Below are 18,197 nucleotides of genomic sequence, written 5' to 3' on the forward strand. Positions count from 1 at the left end.
GGTAGCGGTCTACTTATTCACACTGATCAGCGAGCTTAACCGCTCCAGGAGGTCACCGCCGCCTGTTACCGAGATCGAGCCGATTTTGTCGCAGATCTTCTCAAGGAATTCCAGCTCCTTCAGCCGGAACAGCGTCTGATTCTCATCCATCAGCTTCGCCGTATTGAGCAGGCTGCGTGTCGAGGCGGTCTCTTCCCGGCGGGTAAGCAGGTTCGCCTGCGCCTTCTTCTCTGCGAGCAGAACGGTGTTCAGGATGTCCTTCATTTCTCCCGGCAGAATGACATCCTTCACGCCCGCCCCGAGGAACCGGACTCCGAATGCTTCTTCCTTCTCCTGAATACGGGACAGGATGAACGTAGCAACATCCTCCTTCTGCTTCAGAAGCTCATCGAGCTTCAGCGTCCCGACATATTCCCGGAGCAGCAGCTGAAGCTGGATGTGGATCTGTTCATCATAAGCCTTCAGCTCCAGTACGCGCTGCGGATTCACAATCTTGTACTGGCATACGAAGTTCAGGCGCAGCGTAACCTTATCCTCTGTCATGATCTCCTGGCCGATCAGATCCATCTGCTGCTGTCTTAGATCGACTATTTTGGTCAGCACCGAGACTGGCCCCTTCCAGAAATAATACTTACCGGGCGCAAGCTCCCGCTGGAGGGCATGATCATAGAACAGGAAGCCCAGCTCATGGCTGGCGATTTCACAGCACTGCACATACGGAGTAAGCTTCGTTATAATCGAGCGGTCAATCCCGGCCGGAAGCTCCGGCTGCCGGATGTCCGTATGCACGAAGGTGTGCTTTTTCAGGAGGTTCCAGTAAGCATATACACCCGGCTTCAGCACCTGTGCGAATTGACCGTCCTCATAGTGAACAACAATCTCATGATCCTGTACGCGTACAACATCGAGCTCCTGCAGGAGCTCTTCATCCTGGATGAACAGCTGCAGGTCCTTGCCCTCGACGCTAAACGGCTTAGCAATATTTAAGACCGCTACCGTATGCTGTGACCAGGACAAGTACCGGTAGGTTCCCGGCAGCAGCTGTTTCACATAACTTCCCTTATGAAAGAGCAGACCGCGCTGGTCCGCTTGAATCGTGATTTGCTTCAACATATATTTTGCCCCCTTCATGTGTGACCAATGGATGACAGAACCCCGCTGCGTTCTAGGCGGAATCACGTTTGAGACAGGCGGCCTGCCGGGAGGTTCGGGGGGATATTGTGATTAGAAGGCTAACCCCTGCTTCAGCCAGCCTTCGTATCCTTCTGTCCCTGCCCTAGCCTCCCCGCTGCCGCACTACCGGTATCCACGGATTACAAAGCCCTTCCGCAGTGCGCTGGATTAGCCGCCTGGGATTCTGCCCCTTGGTTTCCTTACTCAGATTGTGCTCAATTGTCGCTCGATGGAAATCGAGTACTATACCAATAATCGCTCCCTAAGCGATTGGGGAATCGAACCCCAAGTGGATTCCTACCGAAACGGACTGTACAGGATACCGTAACATACATGCCGGCACTGCGGGATCTTATGAGATCCCCGCCTCGTTACGCCCGCCCGGATAAGAACCAAATGTATGATGAACGCATTCGGCGTTATCAACTTGCTAAGTGTTAAAGCTGCTTCTTACAGGTTCTATCTTCGCTGAAATCCGGCGGAACGAACATGGCGAAAGTATTACGACGGGTGAAAAAATTTCCAGAGGGGGGAGAGAAAGAAAAAAGCTCAGGGGCAGGGGGCTGCGCTTGAGCTTTTTTTAAAGTACTGCTTCGGCATATGTGAAATGAAAGGATAAAGGCCATACAATTGCCATTACTAAATGGCTCCTTGCTTTTGCTCTCTACGCTCAAAATGATGATGCAGTCTGTAAAGGCAAATTTCTTGCGTCCAACGGTATAAAATAGAGCGATGCTCAGGAACCGGCTCCATTTTCAGGCTAAACAGCCCATCCTCGAATCGGGTCATACTGCCTTTGGCTGATCCCCACTTTGTCATTGGCATACGCTCAATAAGCTGGCTGACGCCTTGCTCGTTGTATTCCCAGAGCTTCTTCGAGTCCTTATCAGAGAAATCAATTCTTCTCCGGTACTCCTTATCCGTAAGGTAGCTGTGAAAGAATGGTGCTACCTCCTTAGGAGTAACAGGCCCGGCCCAATTGTCAGGACCACGTTCCAGCATATAGAGAAGAACGATCATTTTGTAGCTCTTCGTCATGACTGTCTTCTCGACATCACGAATCCAGGCTTCGTACTGAACATAAAATTCCTCTTCTTCCTTGGTTAAACACTCAGCCCACATCAGAAAACCAACATAGGAACCGAATTCATTCCGGTACTCCCAGCTGTTGGCTCTACCATAGAGATGAAGCTCCATATAGGTGCGAATCCGTCCAAGCTCATGCTTCAGATCCAGGAAGGAACGATGCAGCCGTTCGCGATGCGGCAATCTTTTACGGCCTAATTCATCAAGCAGATTAACTACCTCTGTCTCCAAATGCAGCTGGCATCCGTCCGGTATAGAGGGAATAGCCGCTTCTTTGGCAGTGCCCTTAGCTTCCCCGTCATTGGCGAACAAACGGAGCTTCACATCTGCATTCCGGTAATTCCCGATCAAGTCTATAATCGTGCAGTGGGTCTTCTGCTCAGATAACCGTAGTCCACGGCCAACCTGCTGGGTGAATATCGTTAATGATTCAGTCGGGCGGACAAATAGCAGCGTATCTACGCTAGGAATATCCACACCTTCGTTGAATAGATCAACCGTTAGAATAACCTCTAACTCCCCGCTGACTAGAAGTGTTATAGCTTCTTCTCTTGTGATTCCTGAAGGTTTGGAATGAAGACTGACTGCTGATACGCCCCTGCTCTGCAGATAGCTTACCAAAAAATCTGCCTGCCGGATAGACGAACAAAAACCAATTGTTCTTGTCTGCTTATGCTTAGTCCAGGCATCATAAATCTTATCGGCCAGTGACTCTTTTAGCTGTGCGGCAGTCAGCTGTTCATCATCGTAGTGCGTGCCAAGCCATCTGATCGAGGAATAATCCGTATCATCATACACGCCGTCATATTGGAACGGAGACAGCCAGCCCCGCCGGATAGCCTCGATAAAATGAATCTGGTAGGCAACGTTGCCGTCACAAAGCGCATAGACATCCTTACCGTCCATTCGATCCGGCGTTGCGGTTATGCCGAGCATAAACTTCGGTTTAAAATACTGGATAATCGATTGATACGAGGCTGCAGCCGCATGATGGAACTCGTCCACCACGATCAGATCAAACTGATCTGCTGTGAAGGATTCACGATGCCTTTTCATCCCGAGTGTATAAACAGAAGCAAACACAAAGTCTGCATCCCCCTCTTTGATAGCCCCGTTATAGATACCAAAGGTTTTGTCCGGCCTGATGCGCTCAAACGATCTTCTCGCCTGATGGAGAATCTCCTCCCGATGCGCTACGAACAACACACGCTCAAAGCGCTGGGCAAAAAAGCCGGCAAGATAGGTTTTCCCAAGCCCAGTGGCCATAACGACCATCGCTTTATCATATTCCTCTTCCAGCGTCCGCTCTAATGCATCGAGTGCATCCAGTTGCGCAAACCGAGGATGGATTGGAGCTAATTCACCAGTTGAAACCGGGTTCTCCGGGGGATCGCCCGTATGGTTCGTGCGGTACTCTTCCTCTTCCATCTCCGTAATCATGCGAATCAACTCGGGATTTTTACGATGGTAGGACCGGTACTCTTCCTCATATATTGCTATAGTATGTTCATTGAGCGGTAACGTGGAATCGTGATAGAAATTGTGCATGAACTTGTCCAAGGCTACCTGAAAAGTATACGGCTCAGCTTTGGCATTCATCGCTAAATTCCATTCCATCCCCATTCTCATGGCCGACATAGAGAAGTTCGAAGAACCAACGATAAGCAGCCCCTCACCGTTCTCATAATCAAACAAATAAGCTTTTGGATGAAAAGACGTTCCCATACTCCGCCACAAACGTGCTTCCAGCTGCGGATCAATATCATGTAAGGCCTGCAGACCCTCCGGCTGTGTAACAAACAGATAATCTCCTGCCAGAACCTTCACTTCAGCTCCGCGCTCGATCGCTTTTTTCAAATGAGGGGCAAGCAACCTCACACCGGACTGCATCACGAAGGAAGTCATTATAAAAATACCGGATGCATTCTGCATACCGGCAATTAACTCGTCAGCCAGGTTCTCTGTAATCAGCTTTACATTAAGCGTTGTCGTCGACATCGATCAGATACACCCGTTCCTGAAATCCGCCCCGCGCTGCTGCCTTCTGCTCTCTCAACGCTTCAAGCTGCTCCCACGTCGAACCATGCACAACAGCCAGTGCCCGGATGATCTCCAGCATATCTGCCAGCTCTTCCAGTGACTCCTTTGGTCCTTGGGCTGTGAAGTATTCATCGGATTCTTCTTTGAGCTTAATGACCAGCTCTTTGGTATACTCTTCTTCATCCAGAATGCGCGTGCGGCTTTCCTTACCACTCGACTGAATGATTTGGGGAATAAGATCCCGGACAAGCTTATTGTAAACAGGCATGGTGCTTCCATCCTTTACTGGTTAGTTATGTTTTATTGTAGCATACGGGGGATGGAAGAGATTAGTATAAATCATACTTACTTTAAAATTGAATCCTAAGTAAACTCTCTGTCCATACTCTTATAAACGGAAGTGTATGCACACGAATTCTCATAAAATTTACAATGGCCAATATATTTTTCTTAACGGTATTAGTGTCCGTGTCTCAGAATCAAATTGATCATAGTATTGCGTCACTAATTCCGCGAGCAAATCTAAGTCTATTAAAGATAAAGGAATATTAGATCTTTCCCCTTCATATTTGGCTTCTTTTGAGAATCCACCAGTAGAGACATAAATGCCCCGATCCCCTGCTCTTAATCCTCCGGTAAAACTGCGAATTTCATTAGCTCCCATATGCCCTGAGCGATGCTTTACTTCCACTATGATTCTGGGTTCTTCAAGCCCTAAACCATCTGGGGATGCAAGAATGTCTCTTCCACGATCTGGTCCTTTAGGCGATATTCGCGTCTTGTAACCCATCCCCCTTAGGATGCCTGCAACAAGTTCCTGCATCTGCTCCCAGTCTAAATTAGCAATCTTATCCTTTATAAATTCATTAGACTTCTCTATAACATCTTCCTTGATTAGCTCTAATTCCTCAGCTTCTTCCTCCGTCTCAGCTTGTACAGGCTCTATTTGTTTCCTTAGTTGGCCACTTTCTATCTCTCCGGCTACCATTTGCTGAAGCAATTCCTTTTGAACCTCATTCGGTATAGATATAATTGTCAAAATAGAACCTAGCGTATTTCGAGTACTTGCCGTCAAAACATCTCTCGATACAGTACCCTCCCATTTTATTCTGCGGATATGAGGTTTATCAGTAATGTAATTAGGCTTAAATTCATAATTAGAATTTATCTTTCCTATGTAATAGAGACGTTCTTCAGGATTATATGTAATCACTCGATCATCTATCTTAAATTCACTTACAAAACGAAAAATTTGGCCTGCAGTAATATTAATCTTTCCTTCTTTATATCCAGGGTACGTTGCCTTCAAAAGTTTCTTCATTTCTTGCAGTGTGTTCACTTCGCTTATATTTCCCAATTGCGGCCAGCCAATCGCTACAGCTTGCTTTTCTTTAAATTCGTCAATCAGATATGCCCTTTCTCCTGCTCGTACAAGCCACATATTTTTCATAGTAAGCACCCCTTTTTAAGTAATTATGAAATAATCATAATTCTCATCTATTAGCACAATGATTGGTAAACTCACAGTTACTTCTAGCTCATCCCCTTTATTCTCTGTACATGAAGCTTACGAATCTCTGTATCAGTGATATTAGCCAGAGCCAATTGCTCATAAATCTTTTGGATTTGCACCGTAGTAATAGGAGGCTCAGGAGCTCCCATTTTCAAACTTAGTAGCTTTCTTAAGATGTACTCACTTAGTTCCACATCATATACAACCAGTTCATCTGAGCGAATTATCCCCAGCTCCGGCTCAATACTAAAACGACATCTCATTGTGAATGAAATCATAGATATAAATTTCGCTTCAGCTATACCTTTTACAAGACCTTCGATGGTCTTGATATGACCATAGTTTTGTTTTAGCGGATTATACATCTTGTAACGGTTACTCACTGACCATTGTTGATCTGATCGTCCACCTTTTATTTCTCCATTGTAGTTTTTCGTCTCAATGACAAATAAACAATACGGAGAAATAACAACATGATCAATCTGAGCGTAGCCTGTTCGTGACTTGGGATTAGGAAGCAACAGATCGCTTAGCGATTTACATTCCTTTGGTAACTGGTCCAGTTGAATATTAATTTTATACTCACCCAGTTCTCCAATTCTCACGGCAGCAACCTTGGCTTAACTTTGGGAGTTGCTGCCGTGAGAATAGCCTGTGCCGGTTTAGCGTCGGATTCCTTGAAAAGAGACAATAGCACTTTAAACATAGCACAACCTCGTATCATCTAGATTTACAATATTTATGGTTATTCGACAAACTGGGAATGCATCCCTTCCAAATATAAACATAAAAAGAGACTGTCGCATAGACAGTCCAAATGTAAAGTATGCGTGCGCTTAGATATTGCTGTCTAATCCGAAAGAACAGAAGGAGTAGTAGTAAAGGCATTGGCAAGCTGCATGCCATCCTTTAATCCTTGGAGATAGAGACGTTCATATAGAACAGAGAGCTTCAGTTGAAGCTTATCCTCCCAGTCCTCAAACTCAGGCATTCGTGCAATGTCCATGGAGTCAAACAACGCCTGAAACGCCTTACTCTCCTCTTCAAAAACAAGCCTGGGCTCGGATTGGTATTCGATCTGTGCGGTTACCTCATTTAATCTGCCTTGTATCGTTTGTACAAACCATGCTGGAAAGCTCACCACATCTCCTCCATGACAGAAGTTTAAACGAAAAACCTCTGAATACCGGTTCTTCTCTTGATACATCTGAATAATAAGTTCATCTACCTTACGACTCTGAGCTTGAACCGCTTCATTGCCGCTTAATGAAATTCCTAACTCCAGTGATCTCAGTCCAAGTTCGTTCAGCTTGCGTTTTTCTTCCTCATATTTCTGACTCAAACGCTGCATTACAACCCCTCCCTTCTGGAAAAGCTATGTCTGTAGACGTCATTTACTAAATTTAAATGAATTTTCCTACGAATTAGGAACGGGATACTTTCAAGAGGAACAATATGTTTATCGTTACGCATATACGTACCATACTTAGAAATATTATACGGTACGCTTATACGTATAGTCAAGATTTAGAATCCAACAAGTGAGGAGATTCTTATGGGAAAGAGAATCATCGTGAAAATATCTCAATTAACAAAAAAACATGGAATCTCTTTAAGAGAGTTATCAAGAATATCCGATGTTAGACACGCTGCTTTGAGCGAATTAGCCAACAATAAAAGAGAAGGCATTAACTTTAATCATATTATTAGGATTGCAGAGTCTTTAGAAATTGACGATATTCGAGAGATTATTGATCTGGTTGATACAGAAGATACAAATTAACCATTTTCTCGGTATCCATCTCTCTTATGAAGCACAAAAAAGCTCCAAGGTGGACGCAGTGACTCATCCATTTTGAAGCATTCAGTATGCAATATAAGTATCTGCTAACATCACTAGATCCCGAAAAACTCTGCCGCCGTTTCTGTAGTTGCCTTAGCGACCTCTTCAGCGGTTCTGCCAGTGCATCGTGCTATGGATTGCAGGATATGCGGCAGAAAGGCAGGCTCGTTCCATCCATCCTTAGGCTTCTCCTTAAGTCCCTTGGGGTCAATTTACCATGAATACATTCCAGCATCCAGCGGATGAATCTGTTTTCGTTCGTATCATAGGCGAGGCGCTTCCGCGTCCCCATTAAATGTGTGGCTGTGTAGCTCCGATTGCCTATGGTAATGAATTCATGGTTCATGTCATTAGGACTTTTGTTGATCCGCTCAACGGCATCGAGGGTATAGCCAAAGAGACACAAAAAACAAATCACTGTTGATGAAAAAAGAAATTCGATATCTATTATATGAGAAAATGTGAAAGTTAGTTACTTTTATAATTAATTTTCATACTCTACAATCGCTTATTAGTTAATTACGCTATCCCCTCTTACAAGACATATGAAGTGGAATTCGATACTCTTTTAAGTACTAATACCTTATTAAAGAAAATTTATGAGAATGAGCAAACACAAGGAATATCCGCATCTGCCTTAAACAAGAATTTTTCAAACCCTTCCAATTCCATAACTTCACGGAATTCTTTTATGGTATAGGAACCACCATTTTTTTTAAGAATTGATACATCTTTCTTAAAACTGGCTCTAAAACGTTCCTCCATCTCTTCTTGTTCCCGGTATCTTTCTGGCCAGATAGCATATAGAAGTGCATAATGCTGAAATCCACCGCGTACACATCTGCCTGCGCAATTGGCATGGGAGAATCCCTTTATCCCATATTTCAGTGCTAATTTTGCGTTTTCATCATTTTCTTCCTCTGCTAGTTGTTCTACTATATTATACATTCGAGGCAACTGAATTCCCCATTCGTCTCGAATGATTCCTTTTGCATCAAGATCCTCTCTGAATAATTCAATTAGCGGAAAACGTGTTTCTATTGGATCTAGTGGAAAATGTTCATAAAACTCCTTTAGATTATCTGCACGGTGACTCTCATGGGGACCAATTCCAAAATAAAGGATTGGCTCTAGATTCTTTTGATTCCTCAGTTCATCCTCTAAAAAGAGTATGGTTTGTCTCACTTTAAGTTCCTCTGAACATTTAGCTAAGCGCGCATTCCCAAGAAATCTCTCATCGTAGAAAACCTCTTCTGGGGTTCTCCCATCAAGCCTTTCTGTAATTTCCAGCGCAATATGATTAAATACTTCCTCCATAAAGCGATAATTATCTTCATCTTCCCATAAAGTATTTGTAAAAAATAAAATACAATTCTCTTTGCCGTAAGTTTGTACCATATGGTTAGCGACAAAGGCACTTCCGGCTCCGCCGCTGAACATAGCTATATGCACAACCTTTTTTTCTTGGGTATCCATATTATCACTCCGATTTCATTACGTAATATTCAAACAACTGATAAATTAGGTACTAGAGTTCTTGCCGAAGCATATTTTTTTCCTGTGATATTTATAATTCTTTCTAAAAACAATCAGTATGTATTGGCAAGCCTACAACGTACGGTAGACACGAAAGAGCCAAATTATTCGTTGTCATTAACTATGAAACGGATCAAATTAATTACCAAGAAGAAGAAAAAGCGAACATTGCCACTTTTATTCTGTTCTTACAGAATCTTCTCTCCGCTTATCCCAATAGAAAAATGGCTTTAATTGTGGACAACAGTCGGATTCACTATGCCACAGAGTTTCAACTATTTCAAAAGGAGCATCCGCGTCTGCAACTTGTTTTTCTCCCCCCTTACAGCCCAAACCTTAACCCCGTTGAAGGACTTTGGCTATGGCTCAAAGCTGACGTAGTGAACAACATTTTTTCGAAAAATTCTATAAGATTAGACTTCATGTAAGTCAGTTCATGAAATGAATCAACAAGCATCCATTAGAAATGATAGATCGTCTCCTCGTCAGGTTATAAGCTTAATCACGTTCTATATAATTACCGAACCTCCAGTACTTCGACTGCCCTCAATTTTAAATATGTTCAAGTTGTCTTTAATAGTCTGTAATGTTTACCAGAAAGCGTCGGTAATCGTATTCATGATCTCAGAAAAACAAAAAGATGGAAACAAGAATAATTTGCAGAAGAAATAATACATTTACAGGCATCTCCATTGCCAGTGAGTTGAAAACAAAATCCAAATTCTTTCCTTTCAAAGATAATGTATTATCGCTTATTTTCACGTTTCCAGAGTATCTATATAAATCACTGCATTTGCACCTACACGAGCAATCAATACAAAAGTATGAACTATATCATCCAACTCACGCTGTTCCTAAGCGAAAGCAAAAAAGAGTCAAGAAACATCCTTGACTCTTCTCAGCAAATCACTATACGTTTATACCTAAAACCCTTAACTGTTCATTGATCTTAGCCTCAAGTTCAGCGATTTCTTGCTTGTCCTGCTCCAGTAACATAATCACTTCATCAAGGTCGATGGATTCTTCTTCTTCAGACGTATTCACATAGCGAGGGATATTCAAGTTGAACTCGTTCTCTTTAATTTCTTCAAGCGATGCTACATGGGCGTATTTATCAACATCTACACGATTTTGATACGTATCAATAATCTTGTTGATGTTGTTATCTGTAAGTTTGTTTTGATTCTTGCCTTTCTCAAATTCCTTGCTGGCATCAATAAACAAGACGTCTCTTGTTTTACGATCTTTCTTGAATACTAGAATTGTAGTCGGGATGCTTACACCATAGAACAAGTTGGCAGGTAGCCCTACGACGGTATCAAGATAGTTTTTTTCAATAATTGTTTGGCGAATTGCACCTTCTGCTGCACCACGGAACAGGACACCGTGCGGCAATACAATCGCCATGGTTCCCGTATCATTCAAATGATACAAGCTGTGCAAAATGAATGCATAATCCGCCTTGGTTCTAGGAGCCAGTTTACCGTATTCACTAAATCGTGGATCTTTCAACTTCGTCTCACTGTTGTCCCAATGAGCAGAATACGGAGGATTCGCAACCACGGCGTCAAAAGAGCGCGGGTGGTCTATTCCTTTGGCATCCAGTCCATCGGGCCAATCACTTTCAAGCGTGTCCGCATTAGACAGCGTCATGTTGTTGAAGGAAATACCGTGCATCATCAGGTTCATGCGAGCCAAGTTGTAGGTTGTCGTATTCTTTTCCTGACCAAAGAACTTAATTGCTCCGGGCTTATCACCATTAGGTAACTCCCCTTTAACAGTTAAGAGCAATGACCCCGATCCACAAGTCGGATCGTACACTACAAAGGTCTTGTCCGATTCTTTTACTCCTTCCGTTACAAACTTAGCCAAAATAATAGAAACTTCATGCGGCGTGTAGAACTCTCCACCTTTTTTACCTGCGCTTGCTGCAAACTGACCAATTAAATATTCATAGATCGCGCCAAGAATATCTTGGCCATCTTCACCTTTATACTCAATACCATCAACCAGCTTCACAATGCGGTTTAGCGATTTCGCACGTTCATTAGTAGAGGAACCAAGACGAGAGTCTCCAAGGTTAATATCGTTAAAAACACCCCGAAAATCTTTTGCGGCTTCTTTGTTTAATTCGGCGTTCTTATTGAAGTTGTCAAACATCGTTTGATAATCACTTGGTATCACCATGCTGTTATCAATTCTTTCAACCAAAGAGGCCCATGTATCAAGCGGTGCGATGGCATAACCTAAGCTCGCAGAGATATCTTCCAGGTAATCGTTCAAATCTTCACCCTTCGCTTGTTCTAAAAAGGCTTCATTGATCGACTCGCCTGCGGCAACATCAAGGACATTATTTCTAATTAAATACTGCTCCTGATGCTCGGACAGATAACGATAGAACATAAAAGCTAAAATGTAGTTTTTGTATTCTGCAGCATCCATGCTGCCGCGAAGCTCGTTAGCCATCGCCCAGAGTTTTGTTGTAATGGTTTGTAGTTTGTTGCTCATATTAATGTTTTCCTCCCAGATATACAATTGCCAAATTTAGTACTCATTTTTGAGACTCCCTATCTTGTATACGTTACAACCCTCATAATGATTGCTTGCGTCGATGCCCTTCATGTAAACTTCATAGGACTTCTTTCCATGGCAAGCATATAAACATCCTTAAACAAACATCTGTTGCAGCAGTGCTTTCTTCTGTTCTTGCAAGCGCTCCAGCTTACGCTGATGAAGAGTAATGAGGTGGTCAACTATGCGAAAGAATTCAGCTATTTTGATTTGCTCTTCAACTTTGGGAATAGTAATCTTAATACTCATAAAATCATCATAATTAATGTTCAAAAGTCCATCCATACGAGCACCTGATGAAATTAGCTTTGCTAGTTCTTTATCAGGAATTTTGGTTAAAAACATATATTCTATAAAGTCTGCTGAGGCTTCTTTGGTTACTCTGAAGCTGTGATATACTCTAGGCACAAGGGCCTCTTCGTATGATTTTAATACAAAAACCGCACCATACTTAGCTAATTTTGAATTACCATGATTGTAAGAAAGCTCACCTTTAGTTAGAAGGGTATAATTTTTTTGTTCATTTCCTGCTATGTTTCCAGAAAAACGTTCTCTTTGATCGAGCCAACCGTTTCCTGCTGAGATAGTTAGAGTCGGTAAATCCATTCTTCCGTCGTTTCCTCGTACTCTTTCTGATACATCCCCTAACTCGCGCTGTTCCCAAGCGTCAGTAAAACCAGGAAAACGAACTTCAGGAAAATCTTCGCCATCTTTTGGGAACATTTTTTGAAACAATCCCGCCTTCAAATTTTTTGCGTTATGTAACTTACGCTGATGAAGGGTGATGAGGTGTTCTAGTTGTTTGAAAAACTTACTTACTAAATCTTGTTCCATCCTACTCGGAATATAAAAATCAATATTTGATAGTTTAGCAAGATTTAAATTTGCCTGTGAGCTTGTTTCGGCTTTAGAGCGCAAATTGTCACTAATTCTATCAAGTGCAAATTTAATAAATACCACATTATTTTCGATAGTTTCAAAGCCAATAATGCTATCCGGAAACGCTGCTTTAATTTTAAGGATTGTTGTTTCTGCTATATTAGCGGCTATTGTTATTAGTAATGTATCTTCATTCCATAATTTACTTTGTTGAATACCAAACTCATTATATGTTTGAGTATAAGCATCTATATATAAACCTGCAGATGCTACATCACCAGTCTGTACAAAGGGATATTTCCCACCGTATAACCTTTTATCATTTCTTGGTCGATGTTTTGATTTACCTCTATTCAAATTTCCTAGCTCTGATAGACTACGCTGTTCCCAAGCATCAGTAAATCCAGGAAATCTTATTTTAGGTACATTTTCTTTGTTGTCGCTCATTTCTGCTCTCCCTGTATTCTCTTGATTTCTTTATCGAAATCCGAAACAATTTTTTGATGCTTGTTAAATTCTTTATACTCGCCGATAGCCTTTTCCTTAGCTGTACTTTGTGAAATACGCCCATTTCCAACCAGAATCTCATAGCGATTAAATGTTAAGAATTCATCAATGCTTTTCGCAAAATCCTGCATTCCTAATAAAACCTCATCTTCGAGTAGACGCTCAACATAATCAAAGTATGCGGATACGTTGCGCTCCAAACTGCGAATTTCTTTTTCAGATAAATAATTTTTTGCAATGAATACGTCAGATTGTAAAATACGACCTTCGGGCGAGTTCTTCCAAGAAGTAAGCCCCATGTGCTCTTTGCCTTTATCAGCATGTTCATAAATAATTTCAGCAGCCGTTTTGCCTGTGATCGCATAATGAAACTTATTTTGAACGGTCGCATAAAATTTCTTGGTAATCTCCGAGTTCCTATCATAGTCATATGATATTTCAGCAAAGACATCTGATATTTGTTGCCAGATCCGTCGTTCACTTGCCCGAATGGAACGAACGGTTTCAATCAGCTCGCGAAAGTAATCCTTGCCAAATACATTCTGTCCTTGTTTCATACGTTCAACATCAATTTTAAAGCCTTTTTGAATATAATCTTTTAAGACATCCGTTGCCCATATACGAAATTTTGTTGCCTTTTGCGAATTCACACGATAGCCAATTGAGATGATTGCATCTAAGTTATAATATTTAACTGGCTTTGTTTGTGTTTTTCCTTCTATTGCACCATGTTGAGTGGTATGTGCAATTTCTGCACTAACCACTTTTTCAACAAGCTCTCCCGTTTCAAAAATATTCTTCAAATGACGTGAAATGGATGTTCTATCGACGTCGAACAATTCGGCGACTGTTTTTTGAGTTGCCCAAATCGTTTCATTTTGAACAAGGACTTCGACCTTCTCATCAGCATCATACATTAAAAATTGTATTTCGTTCATAACAACCTCCACTGTATAGGCTTCGTTGAATCGCTGGACCTGCTTACCTTTCAGCCAAATCATCCGCCAGTTCGTAAATCGCATCGCGCAAGCTGTTTCGATACTTCATCTTAGGCAAAGACTGCACGCCTTCATTATGAGCAAGTGTCTGGTAGTTAGCACTAGCTTGAGCGATAATGTCACGGATTTGACCGGTATCATCCAGGTCCTGCAAGCCATAGCGATGGCGACTAAATAACTCGCGCATCCCGGCACTGGTAATAATATCGGTAATTCCCCATTTCACCCTGAAGTCGAGAAACTTTCGATCCAGGTTAACATGGTTCGCTTGCTGGATGATTTGTTCACTGTCACTAAGCTTTACTGGATACTTGAGGTCCACACCCGCAGGTGGGAAATGGCCTTGGATGATTGCTACAGCCGCATTCATAATCTTGGTCGCATAGTTTCGATCATCCAATCCATTCGCGAACTGGTTGATTCTCTCCTGCGTCTCTTTGGCTTCTTCATGCTTACCTTCGTGAACCTGATTCAATAGCTGTTCTACAAGTTCAGTAAGATAATCGTAGTCTACTTTAACATCCTTCACATGTGTCATCCGCAATTCAATTTGATGCAGAGGGATTTTCTTCTCTTTGGAAATATGAGATTTAAGCTCATTGGTCAATACAGTTGTCAGCATGACTTCTTGCTCTGAAGTCATCCCTAAGCTCTCAATCAGCTCATCCGGGTTGTCATAGTTAAATCCGATCTTTTCACCATCCACTTCTTCGGGATCGTATTGTTTTAATTTAGCCATTCCTCTGTTATATTCACGGAGCAGATCAAGCATATAGTCCTTTTGTTTTTCAGAAGGCGGCAACTGCTGAAACTCCGTCGTTAAACTACTTAATTTCCCAACAACTTGTTTCACTTCGTTAAAGACCTCTTCGAATGGTTTAGCAATAATTCCGTCTTCCTGATTAGATCCTCGTTGTTCATCAACGGACAATATAGCTGAGTTTTTATTGGCATAAACAGCGAGCGCTTTATTCATCAGCTTCTCGTTGTGCGCAGGCCATCGATAATTAACCACACGTCCCCATGGTTTCTCTTGCATATCCGCAATCCGGTTCGTTCGTGAATAAGCTTGTATTAACCCGGCACCTTTTAAAGTTCGATCTACATACAGCGTGTTCAGTTCAGGCGCATCAAAACCCGTTAATAATTGATCCACCACGATCACCAAATCAAGAAATTTCTTATCTGTGGCCGATTTATTTAGACGTGAAGTCACGTCTTGGGTATAGCCGGAAATATCCTCCATTCCGAAAGAGGTACCAAATTCAGCATTATAAGCTTGAATGGCATCGAATAATCCTTGATTGGTAGCAAGCATGCTATCATTATTCGATGAATTTTGACTGAAGGTAACGGCAACTTTTAAAGTCTGTCCACCGCTCCCTCTATTTACTTCATTGACCCGTTGAAACTCGTTAAAATACATCATCGCCATTGGCGTACTTGCTTTTCCACCGCCCACGTGAGTCGTAAACAAAGCATTATACTTACCTTCATTAGAACGGTTACGCCAATTATCGAATATATCTTCCACGACCAGTTTGATGTGATCCGGATTTTCATCATAGAAACTGGGTTCCACCGCATCATCCATATCTTCCTGAGAGAGATTGTTGATTTTATTTTGAATTTGTTCTTCCGTCCATTTTGAATAACGTGCACGGTAAAACGCAGGAAGATATTTTTCTTTCATCTGCTTCTCATCAATTGTTGTCTCAAAATCAACCTTAAAGCCTAAGACATTGCGGTCAACGATCGCTTCGCGAATGGTATAGGCATGTAATAGCGGCCCAAAAATATCTTCTGTTCGCAGCCCAGTTGTGGTTTCATCAAACATCGGAGTTCCGGTATAACCAACCCAAGCCGATCTCTTAAAGGCTTTCTGGATATTCTTAAAGGACTCTCCGCCTGTTGATCGGTGTGCTTCATCGACGATAAATACTATATTCTTGTCTGGAGCTTTAAAAGATTTGCGCTTGACCAACGTATCCAGCTTTTGAACGGAAGTCACGATAATGCCGTTATCTTTACTTTTAAGCTTACGGCTCAGATCGTTTGTGTTATCTGTGTTTTGAACGCTGCCCAGTGTGTCTTCTGCCGCATCCGGATCGTAGGCTTTATAATTTTCATTAGTTTGTTTGGTTAGGGCAATTCGATCTACGACAAAGACAACCTTATCTACTTTGGGCATACGGCTTGCAAGCCAAGCTGTTTTGAAACTTGTAATGGTCTTACCAGATCCGGTAGTGTGCCAGATATAGCCAATTTGATTCATACCGAGTTCAAAGTCAGCCCGTTTCAAACTCGCAATTACGTTCTGTGTCGCATACACTTGATAAGGACGCATCACTTTCAGCATTTGTTTATTCTTTGTGCCATCCAAAATCATGTAATTGGTAGCCATTTGATGCGCCATAGGAATGGAAAGCATGGAATCCGCAAATTCCTTCCAGTTGCGTACGATCGTATTGTCACTCTTGCGCTGCCAATTAAACGCAAAGTCCTTATTAAACTTATCTGATGTGGTATTGGCCATGTATTTCACATTGTTTGGTGTGATGGCTACCAAAATCTGCAAGGTAGAGAAAATATCACGATACTGTTGTTCATCCGCATATTGCTGCATTTGATTCAGTGCTTCATTCACATCACGCGTATCACGCTTCTCCTCAATTTGAATAATCGGTAAACCGTTAATTAGAAGCGTCGTGTCGAACCGGCGATGTTGTTTGCCAGTGATGACTGGTGGCCGTTCAATTTGATTGACCACTTGATAGACGGTATCCCCAGCTCCTATTTGCTTCTGATCAAAAACAGTAAGAAAGACATGACGTCCATCGTCCAAATCGATCTCAATCTGCGACACTCCATTTAAGCCATACAAGAACTGTCCCGCTTCGTATGGTGTCTGGATGCCTGAGATTATTTTCTTAACCTGATTAAATTCCACAACGCTTAAAGGATGATCCAGCGTGTTCTGATTATGTTGTTCCAGAATTGCTTTGAAGTTATCCCAGAGTTGTGATGTAGTTCTAATATGCGGTTCATGCTTCCAAAGTTTTGTTTTTACTATGTAATCTACATTTGCTTCTTTGACAACAACGTTGCTTGCCCCTTCAAAATGCTCTGATCTTGTAATTGCGCCATTTGTAAGGTATTGAATGAATTCCGTTTCAAATTGATCCTCAGTCATTACGACTTGCCCCCCTGAGTTTCTCCAGTGCTATTGTAGTTTCTAAATGTGTCACTCTATTTCTTAATGCCTCCAACCGTAAGTGGTTGAAATAAAGTTCCCCGATTAACCGCTGCTTGTTTATCATTGGCAAGACCGGCAGCACCAGTTCCTTCACTTGCTTCAGCGTGTATTTTAGAACTTGTGATCCCTGCAAACCCATATGAAATTGTCTCTTAATGGATTGATCTTCATTGAGCATGAAAACAAGATACTTTGAATCAAACTGTTTACCCGTTACTAGCTTGATGTAGTTTTGAGTGTATAGATACCCTTGATGCTTCACGCCAACGATAGTGGATTTTCCGGATATCAGACTAAAAACAATATCACCTTGACATAGCGTATTGACCTTATCAAATGTCCGTACTTGTTTGCCATCGTTACCATTAGATCCAATACCATTCAAATCCTCCTCAAGATTAAGTTGTCCATAATAGGTGTACAGTGGTGCTGTATCCTCAGATGATTCTTTAATCCTAAATTGTGGTGAACCACTCACAAACTCAACTACATCCTCTAATCTCACCATTTCATTTCGTGCCTTTCTTAAATTAATTTATATTTATATCTTATATGATCTTTCCCGAAAATACAATGATGTTTTTTTAATTTCACAAAATTACGTTTTTAAAAAAGAATTGATATAGACATAGAAAGCCAGCTATATATAAAAAAAGAGGACCAGCCTCCTGGCCCCGGGTTCCCCCGCACCATTCCGCCAATCCTGCTCAAGCCACCTATCTCATAAACAAAGCACTAATAATACTTACATCCTGCAGAAAATGAATCACCAGCGCCCAGAAGAATCCTCGCGTC

Annotated in this window: 15 protein-coding genes; 2 read left to right on the forward strand and 13 right to left on the reverse strand. The window is 42.0% G+C overall.

Annotated features, from left to right (window positions below; translation table 11 throughout):
• Window positions 1–9: 9 nt before the first annotated feature.
• The 6 genes from BN3772_RS16550 to BN3772_RS16575 form a co-directional block, all read right to left on the reverse strand.
• Window positions 10–1,113 (reverse strand): slipin family protein, encoded by a 1,104-nt coding sequence (locus BN3772_RS16550; RefSeq protein WP_042200847.1) that lies wholly within the window; start codon window positions 1,111–1,113, stop codon window positions 10–12.
• 699 nt (window positions 1,114–1,812) lie between these two features.
• On the reverse strand, window positions 1,813–4,257 hold the full coding sequence (locus tag BN3772_RS16555) for a DEAD/DEAH box helicase family protein (protein WP_042200848.1): 2,445 nt from the start codon (window positions 4,255–4,257) through the stop codon (window positions 1,813–1,815).
• Window positions 4,238–4,567 (reverse strand): nucleoside triphosphate pyrophosphohydrolase, encoded by a 330-nt coding sequence (locus tag BN3772_RS16560; RefSeq protein ID WP_042200849.1) that lies wholly within the window; start codon window positions 4,565–4,567, stop codon window positions 4,238–4,240. Before BN3772_RS16560 ends, BN3772_RS16555 begins: the two co-directional genes overlap by 20 nt.
• Before the next feature lie 159 nt (window positions 4,568–4,726).
• Window positions 4,727–5,749: a restriction endonuclease gene (locus tag BN3772_RS16565; RefSeq protein ID WP_052380549.1), complete on the reverse strand. Its 1,023-nt coding sequence runs from the start codon at window positions 5,747–5,749 to the stop codon at window positions 4,727–4,729.
• 83 nt (window positions 5,750–5,832) lie between these two features.
• Window positions 5,833–6,417 (reverse strand): nuclease-related domain-containing protein, encoded by a 585-nt coding sequence (locus tag BN3772_RS16570; RefSeq protein WP_244444767.1) that lies wholly within the window; start codon window positions 6,415–6,417, stop codon window positions 5,833–5,835.
• 245 nt (window positions 6,418–6,662) lie between these two features.
• Complete coding sequence (locus BN3772_RS16575; RefSeq protein ID WP_042200851.1) at window positions 6,663–7,163, reverse strand: hypothetical protein; 501 nt, start codon at window positions 7,161–7,163, stop codon at window positions 6,663–6,665.
• 204 nt (window positions 7,164–7,367) lie between these two features.
• Between BN3772_RS16575 and BN3772_RS16580 the strand changes: the two genes are divergently transcribed.
• A complete protein-coding gene (locus BN3772_RS16580; RefSeq protein WP_042200852.1) occupies window positions 7,368–7,595 on the forward strand; it encodes a helix-turn-helix domain-containing protein in 228 nt (75 codons plus the stop codon).
• 190 nt (window positions 7,596–7,785) lie between these two features.
• Here the strand turns inward: BN3772_RS16580 and BN3772_RS31740 are convergent, their stop codons facing one another.
• Both BN3772_RS31740 and BN3772_RS16590 read right to left on the reverse strand, forming a co-directional pair.
• The gene (locus BN3772_RS31740) at window positions 7,786–8,001 is read right to left on the reverse strand and encodes a DUF2357 domain-containing protein (RefSeq protein ID WP_157643607.1); all 216 of its coding nucleotides are present in this window, start codon (window positions 7,999–8,001) and stop codon (window positions 7,786–7,788) included.
• Window positions 8,002–8,252: 251 nt separating this feature from the next.
• Window positions 8,253–9,131 carry a hypothetical protein gene (locus tag BN3772_RS16590; protein ID WP_042200853.1) on the reverse strand — a complete coding sequence of 293 codons (879 nt, stop codon included), beginning with the start codon at window positions 9,129–9,131 and terminating at the stop codon, window positions 8,253–8,255.
• A 122-nt stretch (window positions 9,132–9,253) separates the two neighbouring features.
• Here BN3772_RS16590 and BN3772_RS31745 point away from each other — a divergent pair, with 122 nt between their 5' ends.
• Window positions 9,254–9,619 (forward strand): IS630 family transposase, encoded by a 366-nt coding sequence (locus BN3772_RS31745; protein ID WP_086074617.1) that lies wholly within the window; start codon window positions 9,254–9,256, stop codon window positions 9,617–9,619.
• Window positions 9,620–10,100: 481 nt separating this feature from the next.
• Here the strand turns inward: BN3772_RS31745 and BN3772_RS16600 are convergent, their stop codons facing one another.
• The 5 genes from BN3772_RS16600 to BN3772_RS16620 form a co-directional block, all read right to left on the reverse strand.
• A complete protein-coding gene (locus BN3772_RS16600) occupies window positions 10,101–11,699 on the reverse strand; it encodes a type I restriction-modification system subunit M (RefSeq protein ID WP_042200854.1) in 1,599 nt (532 codons plus the stop codon).
• Between the two features lie 159 nt (window positions 11,700–11,858).
• Window positions 11,859–13,088 (reverse strand): restriction endonuclease subunit S, encoded by a 1,230-nt coding sequence (locus BN3772_RS16605; protein ID WP_042200855.1) that lies wholly within the window; start codon window positions 13,086–13,088, stop codon window positions 11,859–11,861.
• A complete protein-coding gene (gene rhuM / locus BN3772_RS16610; protein ID WP_042200856.1) occupies window positions 13,085–14,086 on the reverse strand; it encodes a RhuM family protein in 1,002 nt (333 codons plus the stop codon). The genes BN3772_RS16605 and rhuM overlap by 4 nt, the downstream gene beginning before the upstream one ends.
• Before the next feature lie 43 nt (window positions 14,087–14,129).
• Entirely contained in the window at window positions 14,130–17,339 is a 3,210-nt protein-coding gene (locus tag BN3772_RS16615; protein WP_042200857.1) for a type I restriction endonuclease subunit R, read from the reverse strand.
• Window positions 17,332–17,880 (reverse strand): restriction endonuclease subunit S domain-containing protein, encoded by a 549-nt coding sequence (locus BN3772_RS16620; protein WP_244444768.1) that lies wholly within the window; start codon window positions 17,878–17,880, stop codon window positions 17,332–17,334. The genes BN3772_RS16615 and BN3772_RS16620 overlap by 8 nt, the downstream gene beginning before the upstream one ends.
• Window positions 17,881–18,197: the final 317 nt, after the last annotated feature.

The sequence above is a fragment of the Paenibacillus camerounensis genome (assembly GCF_000723885.1).
GTDB classification, from domain to species: Bacteria; Bacillota; Bacilli; order Paenibacillales; family Paenibacillaceae; genus Paenibacillus_AQ; species Paenibacillus_AQ camerounensis.